The 18,964-nt window shown below is 40.4% G+C and carries 14 protein-coding genes; 3 read left to right on the forward strand and 11 right to left on the reverse strand.

The window, feature by feature from the left end; genetic code table 11:
• Positions 1-39 precede the first annotated feature (39 nt).
• The 4 genes from V6984_RS15420 to V6984_RS15435 all read right to left on the reverse strand — a co-directional run bounded on the left by V6984_RS15420 (position 40) and on the right by V6984_RS15435 (position 4,961).
• The gene (locus V6984_RS15420) at positions 40-1,698 is read right to left on the reverse strand and encodes a glycoside hydrolase family 66 protein (RefSeq protein ID WP_342756497.1); all 1,659 of its coding nucleotides are present in this window, start codon (positions 1,696-1,698) and stop codon (positions 40-42) included.
• Between the two features lie 56 nt (positions 1,699-1,754).
• Positions 1,755-2,579, reverse strand: coding sequence for a carbohydrate ABC transporter permease (locus V6984_RS15425; RefSeq protein ID WP_342756498.1), 825 nt, complete (start codon positions 2,577-2,579; stop codon positions 1,755-1,757).
• Positions 2,580-2,617: 38 nt separating this feature from the next.
• Positions 2,618-3,484, reverse strand: a complete 867-nt coding sequence (locus V6984_RS15430) for a sugar ABC transporter permease (RefSeq protein WP_342756499.1) — start codon at positions 3,482-3,484, stop codon at positions 2,618-2,620.
• Between the two features lie 106 nt (positions 3,485-3,590).
• On the reverse strand, positions 3,591-4,961 hold the full coding sequence (locus V6984_RS15435; RefSeq protein ID WP_342756500.1) for an ABC transporter substrate-binding protein: 1,371 nt from the start codon (positions 4,959-4,961) through the stop codon (positions 3,591-3,593).
• A 171-nt stretch (positions 4,962-5,132) separates the two neighbouring features.
• Here V6984_RS15435 and V6984_RS15440 point away from each other — a divergent pair, with 171 nt between their 5' ends.
• The 3 genes from V6984_RS15440 (at position 5,133) to adhE (ending at position 11,552) form a co-directional block, all read left to right on the forward strand.
• A complete protein-coding gene (locus V6984_RS15440; RefSeq protein WP_342756501.1) occupies positions 5,133-6,962 on the forward strand; it encodes a cache domain-containing sensor histidine kinase in 1,830 nt (609 codons plus the stop codon).
• Entirely contained in the window at positions 6,955-8,583 is a 1,629-nt protein-coding gene (locus V6984_RS15445; RefSeq protein ID WP_342756502.1) for a response regulator transcription factor, read from the forward strand. The genes V6984_RS15440 and V6984_RS15445 overlap by 8 nt, the downstream gene beginning before the upstream one ends.
• A 347-nt stretch (positions 8,584-8,930) precedes the next feature.
• Positions 8,931-11,552: a bifunctional acetaldehyde-CoA/alcohol dehydrogenase gene (gene adhE, locus V6984_RS15450; protein WP_342756503.1), complete on the forward strand. Its 2,622-nt coding sequence runs from the start codon at positions 8,931-8,933 to the stop codon at positions 11,550-11,552.
• A gap of 131 nt (positions 11,553-11,683) precedes the next feature.
• Here the strand turns inward: adhE and V6984_RS15455 are convergent, their stop codons facing one another.
• The 7 genes from V6984_RS15455 to V6984_RS15485 form a co-directional block, all read right to left on the reverse strand.
• On the reverse strand, positions 11,684-12,403 hold the full coding sequence (locus V6984_RS15455; RefSeq protein WP_342756504.1) for a polysaccharide deacetylase family protein: 720 nt from the start codon (positions 12,401-12,403) through the stop codon (positions 11,684-11,686).
• Between the two features lie 100 nt (positions 12,404-12,503).
• Positions 12,504-13,145 (reverse strand): beta-phosphoglucomutase, encoded by a 642-nt coding sequence (gene pgmB, locus V6984_RS15460; protein WP_342756505.1) that lies wholly within the window; start codon positions 13,143-13,145, stop codon positions 12,504-12,506.
• A complete protein-coding gene (locus V6984_RS15465; protein WP_342756506.1) occupies positions 13,142-14,020 on the reverse strand; it encodes an alpha/beta hydrolase in 879 nt (292 codons plus the stop codon). Before V6984_RS15465 ends, pgmB begins: the two co-directional genes overlap by 4 nt.
• Positions 14,010-15,023 carry an ABC transporter permease gene (locus V6984_RS15470; RefSeq protein ID WP_342756507.1) on the reverse strand — a complete coding sequence of 338 codons (1,014 nt, stop codon included), beginning with the start codon at positions 15,021-15,023 and terminating at the stop codon, positions 14,010-14,012. The genes V6984_RS15465 and V6984_RS15470 overlap by 11 nt, the downstream gene beginning before the upstream one ends.
• Positions 15,024-15,089: 66 nt before the next feature.
• Entirely contained in the window at positions 15,090-16,316 is a 1,227-nt protein-coding gene (locus tag V6984_RS15475; protein ID WP_342756508.1) for a sugar ABC transporter substrate-binding protein, read from the reverse strand.
• 97 nt (positions 16,317-16,413) lie between these two features.
• Complete coding sequence (locus tag V6984_RS15480; RefSeq protein WP_342756509.1) at positions 16,414-17,391, reverse strand: ABC transporter permease; 978 nt, start codon at positions 17,389-17,391, stop codon at positions 16,414-16,416.
• A 32-nt stretch (positions 17,392-17,423) separates the two neighbouring features.
• Positions 17,424-18,938 carry a sugar ABC transporter ATP-binding protein gene (locus V6984_RS15485; protein WP_342756510.1) on the reverse strand — a complete coding sequence of 505 codons (1,515 nt, stop codon included), beginning with the start codon at positions 18,936-18,938 and terminating at the stop codon, positions 17,424-17,426.
• Between the last annotated feature and the right edge of the window lie 26 nt (positions 18,939-18,964).

The following is an 18,964-nucleotide window of genomic DNA, read 5'->3' on the forward strand; positions in this document are numbered from 1 at the left end:
AATAATTTGGTTCCCCGAACAGCTTCAGACCTGATGTTTTTATAAACGAATCACAACAAACTCCCAAACAGCAAGAGAGGCAACCGTAAATTCAACAAACCTTCCTTTTTCAGTTTCTCTATAGCAGTATGAAACCGGGTACATAGAGGCATCCTCCCAGTCTGGGCTGGCCGCAAAAATTCCTTTGACCTCTCCATCTACATGTACGGTAAACAAAAGTTCCTTTTGCAGTTCGGGTTCTTCTTTTCCCTTATTCCAGTAATCCTCCTTGCATCCGCAAAGATTTATCAGGCTGATTGTCTTATATTTTGCGTTCTCTCTAACTGTAAGCCAGATCTTATCCGTCTCTGCATAACTGCTCCAATTTGAAAATCCGCACTGGTACTCATAATTATCCCAACCTATGTGAGTCATCGTAACATCCTCTAAACTCCTGTCATAAAATAACTCCATGTATCTTATCATGAAATCATAATAATGGCGCATTTTATGGCTTTGCTCATCGGTCAGATAAGAATAATCACTATAATAGCCTTGTGTCAAGACTGCGTTTTCTTCTCCCAGGAGCAGATGATACGCTCCGTTTGAGACAATAGCTGCCATCAGTATATATGCCGCAAATCCTGCTCTTTCCTGACTGTCCAGACGAAAAGGTTCCAGATATGCTGCTAAAATAACCGGCAGATCTTTGGTATTTACTTTCTGCGCTTCCCTTATAATCTGCTTGATATGAAAATATCTCTCATAAGGACTCCATACTTCGACATAAATTGCCTGTAAATCTGCTTTCGCAACCGTATCCACCGGCCAATTTCCCACATTATTAAAAACCAGATAATTATCTTTTTCCACTTCGTTCAGACTTTTTTTTGCAGAGTTAATCAGAGAAGCAAATTCATTTTTCAAATATATCAATTCCTGTGTCCCATTATATCTGGAGTATGCAGTTTTCGGAAACCCGTAAGTATCCATATGAATTCCTGAGAATCCGACTTCTTCTACCGCCTTACGGTATTCATTTACAATATGCCTGTGCCATGGACATTTCTTCGTAATATTCATAATATAAAAAACATCAATAAACCGGAACACTTCCCCTGCACTCGTATAAAAAGCCCAGTCTGGATGCTTCTCATAAAAATCGCCGGACGCCGCATAAACTGCTCCATAAGCCATCGGTTTCATGCCATATTTTTTCGCTGCCGCAATTTTTTCTTTTACGGTATCCATCGATATCTTCTTTCCCATCATATCCGTATAGTTTTCTTCTTCTGAAACAAGATTGTCATGTCGATATGACCAATCATAAAACTGTACCATATTAATATGAAATTTTCTCAAATTAGATATATCCTCTTCTGATTTTCCATCCTCCTTCGTAAAATCACTTAAAAAACCATACCTCAGCGATTTGGAAGGATGTGCTACCACATCAAAGGCGGTGGAACACAATAATTTTTCTTTTTTCCACAACTGGACGCCAAACCCCGATACTTTTTCCTGATAGCTTCCTATCTTGACATAGGCTGTATGTGACCGTCCCGAAATATTCAAAACAACTTTTTGGGTCAAAATACAATCTTCCAAATGAAAAACTTTCAGCGTAACTTCCTCAGCTTGTAAACTCTTAGTTTCAATGGCTATGTTCACTTCCTCATCTGTCAGATATTGTGCTTTGACCGGATAAATATCATACATTTGCATTTTCCTGTCTTTTTCCTTTCAATCAATTACCGCCTCTGCAGCTTCTATATCTATCCTTTTAACGCACCTTCTGTAAGCCCCTTCATTAAATTTTTCTGGAAAATCAGGAATGCGGTAACCACAGGTATAATTGCTATTACAGCAGTTGCTGCCATTAAGTTCCACTTCGCTCCTGCAAATTGCTGAAAATATACCGATAATGCTTGCGGAACATTATGTTTGCTGCTGTCCTGCAAGAAAAACACCGCCTGTGAGTAATTGTTCCATATCCCGAAACCATTTAGTATAACCACCGCTGAAATAGAAGGCTTCAAAAGCGGAAAAATAATCCTCCAAAATACTTTCGTGTAAGAACAGCCGTCAATGATTGCTGCTTCCTCTATTTCTTTAGGAAGCGACCTGACGAATCCCGTAAACACAAACACTGCCTGCGGAAGGGCCAGCGTAGCACAAACACATGCCATTCCCCATAACGTATTTACCGCTTTTATCTTTATCATTAAGGTATACAGAGGAACTGTATTAATAATGCCCGGAATCATCATACAACCCAGCAGGATACTATAAATGAGCATATTTATTTTATTCCCGAAGCGCGCTATCGCATATCCTGCCATTGCAGCCAATGCCACAATTAAAACAACGGATACGATGGTAATGATCCCTGAATTAATCATTGCCCGTCCGATATTTGATTTATGCCACCCCTCCACAAAGTTTTTAAAATAAAAATCCGGAATAAACATATTTCCTTCGTAAAAATTTCGCTTTGGTGTATTTAAGGATAGAATCAGCAACACCAGAAACGGAGTCAGGCATGCCCCGCAAACAAACGCAATTAATAGATATCTGATTAGTAAATATAATTTTTTCACACTGCCTCCTAACTTCAAATCCGTACTTAATTATAGTCTTATTCGCTCTTTTCCTTTGTTAGCCGCAGAGCAATCACAACCGGTACAAGAATAATGAAAAACATGATAATCGCCACTGCCGTCGAGTATCCTGTTTTGCTTCCATAACACATGCGCATAATATATATGCTTAAAGTCTCCGTATTATAGCCGGGTCCTCCTCCTGTCAAGGACATCACAATATCAAATACGGAAAGGGAGCCAATAATGTTTGTTACAACATTAATTCTAATAGATGGTCCCAGAAGCGGCAGCGTTATATAGCGGAAACTTTGCTGCCCCGTTGCCCCGTCTATTTGTGCCGACTCATACAAATCCGCCGGAATACTTTGCAGTCCCGCCAGATAAATAACCATTGTCATCCCCGCATATTGCCAGACATTTACCAAAATGAGAACCAGCATTGCCGTCCAATAACTTCCCAGCCAATTACCGAATAATTCCGCCTTTCCTATCTTATCTAACGCATGGTAAACAAAGCCCCGGCCCGGCTGTAATAGCAGATACCAAATATATCCCATAATCAGCGGGCTGATGATCGCAGGCATATAAATAAACATTCTCGCCATAGATTTACCCCGGAATTTACCATTCATAAGCAATGCATATCCAAGGCCTATGATATTCAGTAACGGGGCACTGCCTAACGCGAACAAGACTGTTGTCCTGATATCCGTCATTGCCCTTTTATCAGAAAAAAAACTGATAAAATTTTGAATCCCTATAAATTTCGCCGTTCTTATTCCGTCCCAATCCGTCAGACTCATTCCAATCCCTTTACAGAGAGGATAAAGAAAAAATACCGAAAAAAGAAAAAAGGCCGGAAATGCCATAAATGTATGTAATCCAATTTTTTTCTTTGTCATACTGCTCCTAACCGTGCGCTGCCACTAAGCATATTTACTGTTTTTCTAAAAACAGAGCTGCTGCATCCGCACTTTATTGCCGCTGCCACAGCTCTGCCTCTATTATTTATTCAGATACTACCATTCCATCGTCCCAGCTTTTTTCGTATGCTTTGGCAAATTCTTCGGCAGTATACTGTCCCGCCAGTAATTCCTGTACCATTCTTCCAGCATCATCTCCTGAAAATCCTGCCGGCTTTTCATTGGTAAATCCAATATTAACCGCTTCCTCCAATGCACTGTTTACTTCCGCTACAATCGTATCCGGCGCCCATTTTGCATCCACATCAGTAAAAGCACTCGGCGCTTTGGCTGCCTCACTATACTTCTGCTGATTTTCTGCAAGGAATAAAAAGTTAAGGAACTCAATCGCTTCTTCCTTATGTTCGGTTGTTGCCGAGATAGAATAACCGGAGTCCTCCGCGCTTAAAACTACCGGTTCGGAATCAGGCATATAGGCAGGATACGGCGCAAAGCCGATCTTATCCTGCATTTGCGGATTCGCTTCCAATATACTGGAAATAACCCACATTCCGTTACTTAGCATCGCTGCCTTGCCGGACACAAAGTCTTGAACACAGTTATCGCTTGTCGCAGTCAGCACATCCTGATTGACCAGCCCTTTGCTCTGCAAATCGAGCATCTTCTGTCCAAATACCGCCATAGGCCCGTCTGCTTCCCCAAATCGAAGCTTTTCCTTGTCATTATCCAGCATTGCTTTTTTGGCTTCCACAGTTCCAAGCGTTGATTTCAAATAACCGTGGGGAATAAATTCGATCAAATGTCCAAGATGCCATGCCTCGCTTCCAAAAATAAACCACGGTGTCACATCAGGTTTTTCTGTTTTGATCGTTTCTAACAGGACTTCAAAGTCGTCCCAGTTATCCGGCATCTCCAGTCCTAATTCATCAAAAATTTCTTTATTGTAAAAAAATCCTGCCATTGTCATATTCGTGCAAATTCGATATTGATTTCCTGTTTTGATGTCCGTACAAGCTTCTTTAATCGATGGAGAAAGTCTGCTCCACAATTCATCATACTCCGATAAATCCAGATACTTTCCTTCATCTACAAATCCCTGTTCATACGTTGTCATAATATCTGGTACTTCATCGGATGCAAATTTAATTTTAATGATATTGCTTGCATCCTTCTGATATTCCTGCGTAACTTCAATCCGATCCTGTGAGGCATTGAAATCATCTATGATTTCATTCATCACATCTATGGTTTCAATTTTTCCTGTGAAGAGTGTTAGTTTTACTTTTTCTGAAGAATCCTCTTTTCCCACCTCTGTTTCAACGTTCTGCTCATTGGCCTGCTGATTTCCGTCTGTCTGATCTGTTGCCGGAACAGAATTGACCGAACCGCACCCGCTCAGACTTCCGAATGCCAGTACAATTCCCATTGTTAATGCTAATACTTTTTGCTTTTTCATGCTATATCCTCCTTTGCTTTATCTGTTAAATAAAGCATAGCATCTTAGACCTTACCTTGGAATACCGCAATCTTTAGGTGAGATACCCAGTTTTTTAGATATTCCTTCCAATCAATTGAATTACCTTTTTTCTTATATTATAATAAAAAAAGAAAAGAAAGAGAGCGTGTTATGAAATTGCTTAATACCGCAAGAAAACTGAGCTTCCAATTTAAATTAATGCTTTTTTTATGCTTATTCAGTATTGGTCTGGTCTCACTCGTTTCTTATGTGAATTATAGATGGCATTCAGAGCAAATGATTGAGCAGACCGCAAGCCAGACACAGCAGATCATTGAACAGCTGGGAACAAATATCAATAATTATATCGATGAACTCTACCGGCTTACACTCTCTCCTTATTATTATGACGATATTATGGGAGAGCTTGTTTCTCTTCCCTCTACTACGGAAGAAAGGCTAAATAAAAAAAGGAAAATAGAATCTTTTCTCTCCTCGGTAATGACATTGCCCAGAAATGAAATACTGAGGGTTTATATCCTTACTGATAATGAAATTTATTCCTATACGAGAACTCCTTATGAAATGGAAGACTATGACGTTTATCAGGATACCGACTGGTACAAGCAGGCATTACAGTCCAAAACACCTATCTATATCCCTATACACTCAGAAAAAGCATTTGGTAATAAAGAAACCTCCATATTATCTGTTGCACGCCGCATTCGAAGCAAAGAAGACAATAAACAGGTCCTTGGAGTCGTAAAGGTCGACACCGACTATTCTGTCATCAAATCGCTTTGTGAAAAGGTTGAGTTCGAGCATAGAGGTGCACTATACATTATAACGAATGACAACCATATCGTTTACTCTAAGAACAAACTTCCTGCTCTGGATTCTCAAGAGTTAATACCTTTCGCTGTACAATCCAATGCTACCGGAAATATTATAAAAGCAGCTGACGGGAACAGATATATATTGAATATAATCAGCCTGAATGAAGCGGGAATGAAGATTATCGCCTTGAATTCTTATCAGGATATCATTTTGTCTACCTTAAAAAGTATTACCACTACCTTTTTACTGGTTATCCTCTGTTTGATCGCCGCTTTGGCCGGATTATTCATCTTTTTACGGAAATTTTTTACTCCTCTGTTTTCTATTGTTGAAACCATGAAAGTAGTTCAAACAGGTGATTTATCTGTTCAAGTACCCCTTATTAATGATGACGAAATCGGATATCTCGCCAAATCCTTTAACAGAATGCTTCAAAATCTTAACAGTGTCATAAACCGGAATACCGCCCTCGTAACGCAGGTATACGAAATGCAGTATCTCCATAAATCCTCCCAATATGAAGCACTATGTAACCAGATTAAACCGCATTTTATCCATAATACGTTAAATACCATCAGTCTTCTTATCAAATGCAACGAATATGAGAAAGCAATTGACAGCATTGAAAATCTATCGCTCTTTTTACGAGGTGTTATGAATGTCGATAAAGATATTTTTTTAAGTACAGAGCTGCAGCTTGTACGCGCTTATTTACAGATTCAGCAAATTCGCTATGGAGAAAAATTGTCTTTTTCCATCGAGATCGATAAAAAATTATTACAAACGCAAATTCCCGCTCTGACCATACAGCCTCTCGTAGAAAACTGTGTGAAACACAGCTGTGAAGAAACGCGTACCCCTATGCATATCCGTATCCATGCATATCGTAATAACAACATGCTTCTAATTACTGTTTCAGACAACGGATTGGGAATTGCTCCTGATAAATTAGAAGAACTCCGGCAAAATTTTGCATCAGATAATGATGCGAGGGACAATCATCAGACCATCGACAACAGTATCGGCCTATTAAATGTCCAAAGAAGACTGAAAATCAAGTTTGGGACTTCCTCTCAGATTTTCCTTAATTCAATTTTGGGAGAAGGAACGACTATTACAGTGTCTATTCCGCTTGACGGAAAGGAGGAAAAAGACTTTGTATAATATTCTGATTGTAGATGATGAGCAATTGATGCGTTCTTATCTTGCTAACAATATAACGGCCATCTGTCCTTCTTATCAGATAACAGGAATTGCCTGCGACGGCATTGAAGCTATGGATCTTTTAAAACACCGTCACTTTGATTTGGTCATCACGGATATCCGTATGCCGGCCATGGACGGATTAAGCTTGTGCAAATTTATCTATGAAACCGCACCTGAAACAAAAATAGTAATTATATCCGGCTATAATGATTTCGAATATGCGCGTACCGCCATTAAATACCAGGTAACAGAATATCTTTTAAAGCCGCTTAATGACGATAACCTTTATGACGTATTGATGAATGTCAAAGAATCCCTTGACGGCAATCAGAAAAACTTGATGCCGATATCCTCCGGACAAGATAAAGAAATGACATCTTTAGATGTTTTTTCTGCGTTTCTTTTGAGCATCATTGAAGGAAATACCAATCAAGTATATACGCTTTATGAAGCAATAGAAGACAGATCGCTTAATTTTATGAAGCAGTATGCTTGTCTTGTCTTATTTACAATTGATGAATTAAACCTCATGCTTCTTCACGAAAACAATTATGATCTGACCACCCATCATCTGAAGTTATACAAAATCTGTCAGTCATTTTGTATTGAAAATAATATTGTATCCGTCTATGACAATCACTCCTGCGTTCTGCTTTTTTTTAGCGAAGATACACTTTCGGCATTACAAGAGAGCATTACAAAAATCTGTTGTGATTTACAGGACGAATTCGCTTCCAACAAGCTTCCCAAAATTACAATTGCGTGCGGAAAATACTTTTCGGATATTATGGACGCCCCACTCTCTGCGATGAGTGCTTATGACACGCTGGCGCTTACATTAAAGAATTTTTCCAATCCTATCTTTTATGAGAGTTATTTGGAAGAAGAAGGCTTTATTAATCAGCTCAATCAGATTTCTTCAAAAATATATGAAGATTATCTTAAAAATGACACAGAGCATTTATACTTCAGTATACAGAGCTTCTGCAACTTGTTTAAAAAGCCGATAACACTCTCTACAATGCTGCGGAGTGGTTCTTATCTTATTCGCTATATATGCAGCCGTTCTAATATCAAAGCTCATTATATCAATGGGGCTTATAAAGAACTGACAATGCATGTAGAACAGCTCATGCCGCATTCAGAATATCGAAAAGATGATATCTTCAACGCTTTATGCCATACCGTATCCCGGTTGAATTCTCCTAATAACAGAAGAATGCTGTCCGAAACTAACCAGATTGTAAATCTTGCAACAAATTATATCTTAAAACATTATGACGAACCGCTGAGCCTTTCCCTCATTGCAGATGAAATCGGTGTGAACAGTTGTTATCTAAGTGACTTGATTCATAAAAACCTTGGACAGTCTTATTCTAAGTATTTGTTAAAAATACGCATGGAACAAGCTGTACAAATGATGCGGCAAAATCCCGGCGATAAGGTATATTCCATTGCAGAAAAGGTGGGATTTGTCAGTACAAAGCACTTCATTTCTGTATTCAAGAGATATTATGGACTGACCCCGACTGCTTATATGGAACAATCTCTTACTCGGTCATTCCCATTTCATACATGAATTAAGTCCATTAACATTCATAAGCAAAACACTTCTAAAGAAAAGGAACGCCCATTCTTTAGAAGTGTTTTTTATGTTCTATATCCAGGAAACACAGTTAAACTCATTTGTCAACCTTAAACAACGAAACTCGTCAAAATGTTCTGCCGTGAACTTCTTGTACCACTATTTTTACATCTAATATAAATATTTTTATATCAGAAAAGTTATTATATAAAACAAAAGGAAACTCATAGATTTTTAATTGTTATTTTTTTAACAAATCTATTTACAAATACCTTTTTTTCTGTTATATTCATCACATAACCGTTTTGTTAATTTTTTAACAATTAAAAAGGAGGATATCTATGTCTAATAAATTACAGCAACCCACCCCCAAGGAGCATGTCGATCAATTAGTGAAAAACGCAATCGGTGCACTAAATGATTTCTTGTCCCTGGATCAAGAGACAGTTGATAATATAGTTCATGAGATGGCTCTTGCCGGACTCGCAAAGCAACAGGTACTTGCTAAAATGGCAATAGAAGAAACCGGAAAAGGAATCTACGAAGATAAGATTACAAAAAATATTTTTGCAACAGAATATGTATGGCATTCTATCAAATATCAAAAAACAGTTGGTATTATTGAAGATAATGAAGAAGAGGATTACATGATCGTGGCTGAGCCGGTAGGTATCGTTGCCGGTGTTACTCCTGTTACAAACCCCACCTCCACTACCATGTTCAAATGCTTAACTTGTATAAAGACCAGAAACCCGATTATTTTTGGTTTCCACCCCAGTTCCCAGCAATGCTCCAAGGAAGCCGCAAAAACCTTATATGAGGCAGCTGTCAAGGCCGGTGCTCCCAAAAACTGTATACAATGGATCGAATATCCTTCCATCGATGCTACCAGAGAACTAATGAATCATCCCGATATATCTATGATTCTGGCTACCGGAGGATCCGGAATGGTTAAGCAGGCTTATTCCTGCGGAAAGCCCGCCCTTGGTGTAGGTCCTGGCAATGTTCCCTGCTTTATTGAAAAAACCGCCAACTTAAAGCGTGCCGTAAATGATCTGATATTATCTAAATCCTTTGATCACGGCATGATCTGTGCTTCCGAACAGGCGGTAATTATCGAGGCTCCCGTATATGATGAAGTTGTGGATCTGATGAAGAAGGATGGCTGCTACTTCGCCACCAAAGAAGAGATTAAGCTCCTGGAGCCCGTGGTAATCAATAAAGCAACCGGTGCCGTTAATCCTGACATTGTTGGGAAATCACCGTTCGATATTGCAGCGCTGGCCGGAATCAGCATTCCTGTAAACGCCAAGATCTTATGTACGGAGTTAGACGGAGTTGGTCCGCAGTACCCTTTGTCCAAAGAAAAGCTTTCCCCCGTACTCGCAGTACTTAAAGCTCAGAATCTGGAGAAGGGTCTCCAGCTTTGTGAGAAGATGATCGCACTTGGCGGCCTGGGCCATTCCTCTGTCATCCATTCCAATAATGATGATGTCATTAAGACCTTCTCTTCTCGAATGAGAACCGGCCGTATCCTCGTAAATTCACCTTCCACACATGGTGCGATCGGTGATCTATATAATACAAATATGCCTTCTCTTACCTTAGGCTGCGGCTCTTACGGCGGTAACTCCACTACCCATAACGTATCCGCTGTCGATCTGGTAAACTATAAACGCGTAGCAAAGAGGAGGAATAATATGCAATGGTTTAAGGTACCCAGTAAAATATATTTTGAGTCCGGTTCAACCGCATATTTATCAAAAATGCCTGACATAACAAAGGCATTTATCGTAACTGACCCGTCTATGACCCAATTGGGCTATGTCAGCAAGGTATTATATCAATTAAGAAAGCGTCCCGATTATGTACACAGTGAGATTTTCGACCAGGTTGAGCCTGATCCGAGCCTTAATACTATCTTAAAAGGCGTAGAGGAAATGAATAAGTTCAAGCCCGACGTAATTATTGCACTGGGCGGCGGTTCCGCTATTGATGCAGCTAAGGGCATGTGGTTATTCTATGAAGATCCGACTGCAGATTTCAAGAATATGTCCTTGAAGTTTTTAGATATCCGTAAACGTACCTATAAATTCCCTGCCTTAGGTAAGAAGGCACAATTTGTAGCAATTCCGACTACTTCCGGAACAGGATCGGAGGTCACCTCCTTTGCTGTTATTTCGGATAAACAGGAAAATAAGAAATATCCTCTGGCAGATTATGAGTTGACACCTGATATTGCAATTATAGACCCTGACTTTGTTATGACCGTCCCCAAGAAATCAACCGCCTGGACCGGTATGGATGTACTTACCCATGCAATTGAGGCATATATCTCAGTGATAGCATCCGATTATACCGATGCACTGGCAATTCATGCAATTGATTTAGTATTCAAGTATCTAAGAGAGTCTTATGACAAGGGGGCACAGAGTCCTATCGCACGCGAGAAGATGCATAATGCTTCAACTATTGCCGGTATGGCATTTACCAATGCCTTCCTTGGAATTAACCATTCTCTGGCTCATAAACTGGGCGGCGAGTATCATATTCCTCACGGTTGTGCAAATGCAATTTTATTGCCCCATGTAATACGATACAATGGTGTTGATTGCCCCACTAAGGTTACATCCTTCCCGAAATATGAAAGTTATATCGTAGGTGATAAGATTTTTGAATTGATGAAAAAATTAGGAAGGAATCCGAAAAATAACGCTGAAGCCGTAGAAATGCTGGCAAAAGAAGTGGAAGATCTCAATAAGCATTTGGAAATTCCTAATAACTTAAAAGAATACGGAATCGATGAAAAAGACTTCCTCTACAAGCTCTCTGGACTTGCCGATCTGGCCTTCGGTGACCAATGTACAACAGCTAACCCCAGACTTCCTCTTGTATCTGAATTAGAGGATCTTTACCTCCTGGCATACTATGGCAAAGGCAATATTCCGGAAAAAGAGAAATAAGATACGCCTTATCTGCATAATAGGATAAAATAAATAAAGAGAGCGCATGATTTCATTACTATGCGCTCTCTCTCTTTATATCTTTTTCTGCTGATTTCTTGATTTTTTAAAAAACGCTCCCTCCTCTTCTGTTAATCAAACAGGATCTCCTCCACCGTCACAAAGCTATAACCCTCCTCCGTCAGTTCATCTACTATATTCAGTGCCGCGGTAACGGTAGAAGGATAATAGTCGTGCATCAGGATAATATCATTCTCCTCTACCTTCTTCACCACATTCTCCGTAATACATGCCACATTTGTAGAACACCAGTCAAGAGGGTCTACCGTCCAAAGCACCGGGAACATATTAAGCTCTGTTTCAAAATTCTTATCCCAGCTCCCGTAGGGCGGGCGGACATAAATCACATCTTCTCGTGTAATCTTACTGATGACCTCGTTGGTACGTATCAGCTCCTCCTTAAACTCCTTCCGGTTTCGTTTGGTCAGCTGGGTATGGTAAAACGTATGATTTCCTATTACATGCCCTTCCTCGTACATTCTCTGAATAATCTTAGGATATTTCTCCGCATTCATTCCAGTCACAAAAAAAGTGGCCCTAATACCTCTTTGCTTAAGCCCATCCAATATCTGTTCCGTATAATACGGATGAGGTCCGTCGTCAAAGGTCAGCGCAACCTTTCCCTTATCTTCTTTCTCATCCAGCGCCGATCTCAATATCTCCTTCCGGGACATAGTTAAGACTGCCGCCTTTTTATCTTCTCCGTAATCCCTGACATATAAAAACAGAAACGCTGCCGCCGCCAGAATTCCCAGCGCTGCGCATTCCCGAAGTCCAATTTTAAAGCGCAAATGCCTGCCTCTTATCATTGTTTTCTTCTTATGTATATGTACTAAGCGCCGCATATATGTTCCGGGACGAGACTCCAGACAGGACCACAAATATTCATCTCTACGCTTCTATCAGCTTAATAATCTCATCAAAATGTTTTACCGGAAATGTTGTATGTTCGTTGCCGGCGGCTTCCTGTACGCCAACCGTCTGAAATCCCCCTGCATACGCTGCCTGAATACCGGCATTCGCATCTTCTACCACCAGACATTCCTCCACCGGCACACCTAACGAGTCTGCTGCCTTAAGAAACACTTCCGGATCAGGCTTTGAATTTGAAATATCGTTACCGTCTATAACTATATCAAAGAAATCTTTCAAGCCGAGACGTTCAAGAATTAATTTTGTATTTTTACTGGAGGAACCGATTGCAAGCAAAATCCCACTCTCCTTCAATCGCTTCAATGTATTCCATACCTCACCGGACAAATCTGACTCTGACATCTGATTTAACATTTTCTGATAGATCTGATTTTTCTTTTCTGTAAGCTGTATTTTCTCTTCTTCCGTAAACTCCCTCTTTGCTCGTTCTAAAATAATTTCCAGGCTTTCCATTCTTGAGACTCCGCGAAGTCTGTGATTAATGTTCTCGTCAAAATAAACCTGTATTGAATCCGCCATAGCTTTCCATGCGATATAATGATACTTGTCCGTGGAACAGATCACTCCATCCAAGTCAAAAATCACTGCTTTTTTATTCATTTAATTTCCTCCAGCCATAGTAATGCATTTTCAAACCATTTATCCATATGATTTCCTGCCCATGCATTCTCATCTGAACAATGCTTTTTATATAATCCCTGTCCATGACAGCCATTTGCATAAATGTGCAGCTCACATGGTACATTTTTCTCTTTGCATAAGTTTGCCATCGCCAGCCAATCATTGACAGGAATCACCATATCCGCAAAACATCCGAAAATGAAAAGCGGCGGCATCTTGGAGGAGACATGCTCTAATAAATTAACCCTTTCCAATTCCGCTTCCGTATAATCCAGCTTTCCCGTCAAAATCTGGCGGATATTAGGACCTCTAAAATCCATCATCAACCCCTGTTCAATGAGATCGATCAAATATTGCGGCATTTCCTCTCCCTCACGCACCGGATTCAGACTAAAAGCCGGATACCCTAACACTAAGGAGTTCGGTTTAATATCTTCCGCCGAGCACCTTAATGCCTCTGTCAAAAATGGTTCAAAATAGCATTCTCCCAAACTGGCCGCAAGATGTCCGCCTGCAGAAAATCCTGCAACAGAGATATGTTCCGGATCAATGAGCCATTCTTTTGCATGTGACCGGATCAGTTTCATTGCCGCCGCCAGCTCCATCAAGGCCTGCGGAAATGGATGTTCTATTTTCACGGAATACTTCAATACAAAGGCATGGTACCCTTCTGCCGCAAAGGCAAGAGCGACCGGCTCACCCTCGTTTTGAGAAACTTCTGTGTATCCGCCGCCCGGACTTATGAGCATTGCAGGCTTGACCGTATCTTTCCTTCCGTATTCCTCATTATCCAGAATATATGTCGTCAATGTTGCATCAGAGCCCTCTAATAATGCAAATACCTCAGATTTCATGCTTGCCCAGCTCCTTTCGCATAAATAAGTTTAAAATAAAATTCTTTACTTTATCTTTATCGTTGATGTAAGCCATAATAAATGCCAATACGATACCTGTCACTATCGTCTGAAGCGAACCGTCCACGCCAAACGAATTCATACCGTAGCTGAATACCTCCATACCTACCGCACCCATAAAAATTCCCCACGGCATGTTACTGTACTCTGCAAGAAACAGACCGATCAGGACCGGCGCCATCGAAGAAAACATCAGCGCTGTAGAGCTTAAATTGGATGCAGGCTCGATTTTCCCTCCGCAAGCATTTAACATTGCTGCAATTCCCAGCAAAAATCCAACTAACAGGTAAGTCAGAAGAATATTTTTCTTTTCGTGTACACCTGAATTTACCGCCAGTTTCGCATGGGCTCCAAGACTTCTTGTATCGTATCCGAACTTTGTCTTATAAAGCAGAAAATGTACAATTATCATAACCAGAAGCAGAAGTATATAGCACAATGGGGCTTTTGAAACCGATAATATATGCGTGGTGTAATCTGCATCATTTGCAAAAATATTTGCTCCCAGCCCATTATTGAGCATTCCGCTCAAAGACTCATACAACATGACAATTCCCAAAGAAATGATCATATTGGGAACTTTAAGCACTACATATAGTACTCCTTCCACAAAAGCCAGAACCATACAGGATACAATACAAAGCAACAAAATTCCAAAAACATTCAGATGGAGGCTCATCCCGATATTGCATCCAATAATCGCCCCCAATAGTGCGATGGCACCCGGACCAAAATCCCATCTTCCGCCGGAAAGCGGAATAGCAATCGCCAATGCGACTACTGTAGTCAATACACTATCCTGAAAAATTCCATTTAATGTATACGAAGTAAAAAAGAACTGATTTCCGACCAAAAGACTGATCAACGCAAAAACGGCGTACATTCCTATAGGGAAAAGAAAGGTCATACAATGGTTTTTTACTCGTTCTTTGGATATATTCATAAATTTTTGCCCTTTCACTTTTCTTGTGCTGCAGAGGAATCCACAGCACAAGAATTGAAGTAATAATTATCTTAACTCTTTTACTTCTTCTACCGTACGGTTGGTCAGCGTATTCAAATCAGCAAGCGTTGCTTCTGAATTGATAGAGATAATACAGTTCTTTAATTCTTCGACTGTCACACTTCCCTTACTTCCATCTTCTGCCACCACATAAGTCTCATAATCCTCTAACGCTTCCAGATTGCCGATCACAGGATAGCCTGCAACGCCATTTACGATACTGCCTTCATTATAAGCACCGGATTCTGCGTCAGAATAGCTATTTCCTTCCAGTGCGTTGATTATCCTTGCAACACAGCTTGCAATTGCCTGAGTATGATTATTGTTGCCTGCCGCAATTAAGCTGCCATTTTCCATTAAGCTCTTCACGGAGGTATCATATCCCATAGAGATCAGCTTTACATTGGTATCCTGCAATGCCGGATATACATAATCCAAACCGGAGCTCATTCCAAAGATTGCCTGTATATCTGAATTTTCATTAATTAATGTCTGTGTTGCACTCTTTACCTCTTCTGCTGTAAATCCGGAGGAAAATGAAAGATCCTGCACTGTTAACCCAGCGGTCTTCAACGCATTCTGGAATCCCGTATAAATTTCCGGCGCATCGGAAAATGCCCATGCAGGAAATGAAATTCCTCCAATATTATCAATTCCGGAAGCGATTACTGCTTCCGCATATTTTTCACCCAGGCCACCAAGATTTCCGCCAAACTGCTTTGTTCCGCCCAGAAAATATTGTCCGGGAGCACTGCCCGCAAAATCATCTTCCGTAATATGATCCAAAGCGACTGCATAATATACTCCTGCAGTATCACATGTGTTCATTGCCGCAATAATATTTGTATCATATCCGCTAATGATTGCATCACAGCCCGCGCTGATTAGATTCTCTACACAAGAGACCTGCGCGTCGTCATCATAAAATGTTGACTCAAACTGAAATTCCACATTCATATTTTCTTGCAGATAGTTGCAATAATTCTGTATGTTAGCACCTTGCGCATCTGTCCACTGATACATAATGACACCAATTTTATAGGTTTCTCCGTTTTCGGTTTCTGCAGTGTCTGATTCGGCTTCACTGTCAGACGTTGTTGCGCTGTCGGATGTAGATGCGCTGTCAAACGAAGACGAGCTATCCGGTGAAGATGCAGAAGTTCCGCCGCATCCTGCAAGCATAGAAGCAATGACAGCCGCCGACATTAAAATGTTTAATACTTTCCTTTTCATAATTTACTTTCTCCTTTATTATTTTGTTTATATAGGTGTTCGTTAAAATCCACACCTCATTGATTTGCTTATATTGATAAAATCTTAACTTTTTCCTTTATCTCGGCATTTCCGCAATTGATTTTTTCTGTCTCAGAGTCATTCCGATAATGCAAATAAATATGAGGCTCTTTATAAGAGAAATATATACTTGAGAAACCCCGGCAATTGTCAGACCGTTGGATAGCAAAGCATACGTAATTGTTCCCGCAATAGCAGCACTTATGCGGCTCTTGGCACCTCCGTTCAGATTCATCCCTCCCAGAATCACCGCAACCATTACATCCATTTCTAATCCGGAACCGATATTTTTGCTCACATTTCCAGCCCTTGCCAGCAGAAAGATGCTCCCGGTCCCTACACAGAATCCAGCAATCGTATAGCACCAGAATTTAATTCTTGTTACATTTGCTCCGCTCTGCTCTGCACACAGGGGATTGTCTCCTATCGCTCTCACATATTTTCCCAGCTTTGTATAATTAAATAGTATTATTCCGAGAATAGCTATGAGAATCATAGTACCTAATGGAATCAAAAAGTTACTTTTAAATGGTGCTATCAGATTATAATTTTGAATATTGATCCGCCCGTCATTTAACGATAACAGGTAAGTAACAAGTCCTCTGGCAATAAACATGACTGCCAATGAAGAAATGATACTCATCAATCCGAACTTAGCAGTTACGAACCAGCAAAACCAATACAATAGAACCGATATCATAATCGCAGCAATAAGAGCCGCGGGAACGGATTCTGTTTTATTAAGTACAACTGTAATCGCCAGAGTACATAACCCTCCTACTGCACCGGAGGTAATGTCTACCGTTCCGTGGCCGAACATGAAGATCATCCCTACCGATATGATCATTAAAGTACTCATCTGTCCAACCAGACTCTTTAAATTATATAAAGATAGGATTTTTCCTTCTGTCAGCACTGTAAAAAGGGCAATGACCAGAATCAGGCTTCCATAACAGACAATGGCATTTCTGTTACCCCGTATAAATACAGCCGGAGATTTATTTTCTTTTTTCATATATTTACTACTCCTATACAATACACTCTCAATCAAATCATATACTCGATGATTTGGGACTCGCTTAATTCCCTGGATCTGTCAAAACGCTTCTTTACTTCTCCGTCTTTCATCACAAGAATGGAGTCACACATTCCAATCAATTCCGGCATTTCTTCCGATATGATCAATATCGCATATCCCTCTTTTTTCATCTTATAAATCAACTGATACATTGTATTTTTTACGCCGATATCCACACCTCGCGTCGGACTATCCATCACAATAATCTTCGATTTATTTCCAATCCACTTTCCAAAAGAAACCTTTTGTTTATTACCTCCTGACAATTCCCCTACACTCTGGTTCATGGAAGAGCACTTGATTGCCAGACTGTCAATCTGCTGATGCGCATACTTTCGTTCCGATCGAGGCGTTATGATCTTATCCCATTGGGACAATGCAGGTAAAACAAGATTATCTTTAATGGATGCGGGAAGAACCAGCGCTTCTTTATCACGGTCCTTTGAGACATAACCGATGCGATTCCTGAGCGCATCTGCCACACTGCGTATAGGAATCATTTCTTCCGACTCTTCCTTAACGGCCTGAATTTGCCCTTCCGTCAGTCTGTCCAGTCCAAAAATCACTCTTCCAAGCTGATGCATTCCACAGCCCGACAATCCGGCAATTCCGACAATTTCTCCACGATGCAGTTTTAAAGAAACATCTTTTATATCCTCATTGGTTGCGTGAGAAACCTTCAGCATAACCTGCGCTTCATGAGCGGGATCGTAATCGCTGCGATAATAATCACCTTTTAACTCTCTGCCGACCATAGAATGCTTGATACGGTTTTCATCGAATCCCGCCTTCTCAATCGTATCAACAATAATACCGTCACGTAATACGGTAAGCGCATCACAATGATCCATCAATTCCTGTAAATCATGTGAGATAAACAGAACTGTTTTCCCCTGCTCCTTTTGTTCCTTCATGATCCTATAGATAATATCCCGGCCGTTCTGAGAGAGCGCCGTCGTTGTCTCGTCAATAATAAACAACGTAGGATCATAATATAGCGCTTTCGCAACCTCGACGAGTTTTCTCGTTTCAAAGCTGTACCTTACTATGGTTTGTGTTACATCAACATCCGTAACCCCTATGTTTTCCATGGCTTTTTTCGCTTCTGCGATCATTCTTTTCCGGTCAATAATGCCTCGATGCAAAAATCTTTTTTCATCTCCCAGAAAAATATTTTCAGCCACCGAAAGCGTATCTATCGTCCCTGTTTCCTGTACGATCATTGAAATTCCATGATTTCTGGCATCTCCCGGATCTTTTGGCCGATAAGCTTCTCCAAATAAATACATTTCACCGGAAGTCACCGGACAGATTGCACTAATGATGGAGGAAATCGTAGATTTTCCTGATCCATTCTCTCCAATCAGTCCGCGGATCTCCCCCAAATGAAGTGACATGCTCACTTCATTAACCGCGGTTACTTCTCCAAATTTTTTATATAACTTTTGAGTTTCAAAAAAAACTTGTTTTTCTTTATTCTCCATGTTTCTCCTTCTTTCCTGAAAACCAC

This window comes from Kineothrix sp. IPX-CK, assembly GCF_039134705.1.
Taxonomy (GTDB): domain Bacteria; phylum Bacillota; class Clostridia; order Lachnospirales; family Lachnospiraceae; genus Kineothrix; species Kineothrix sedimenti.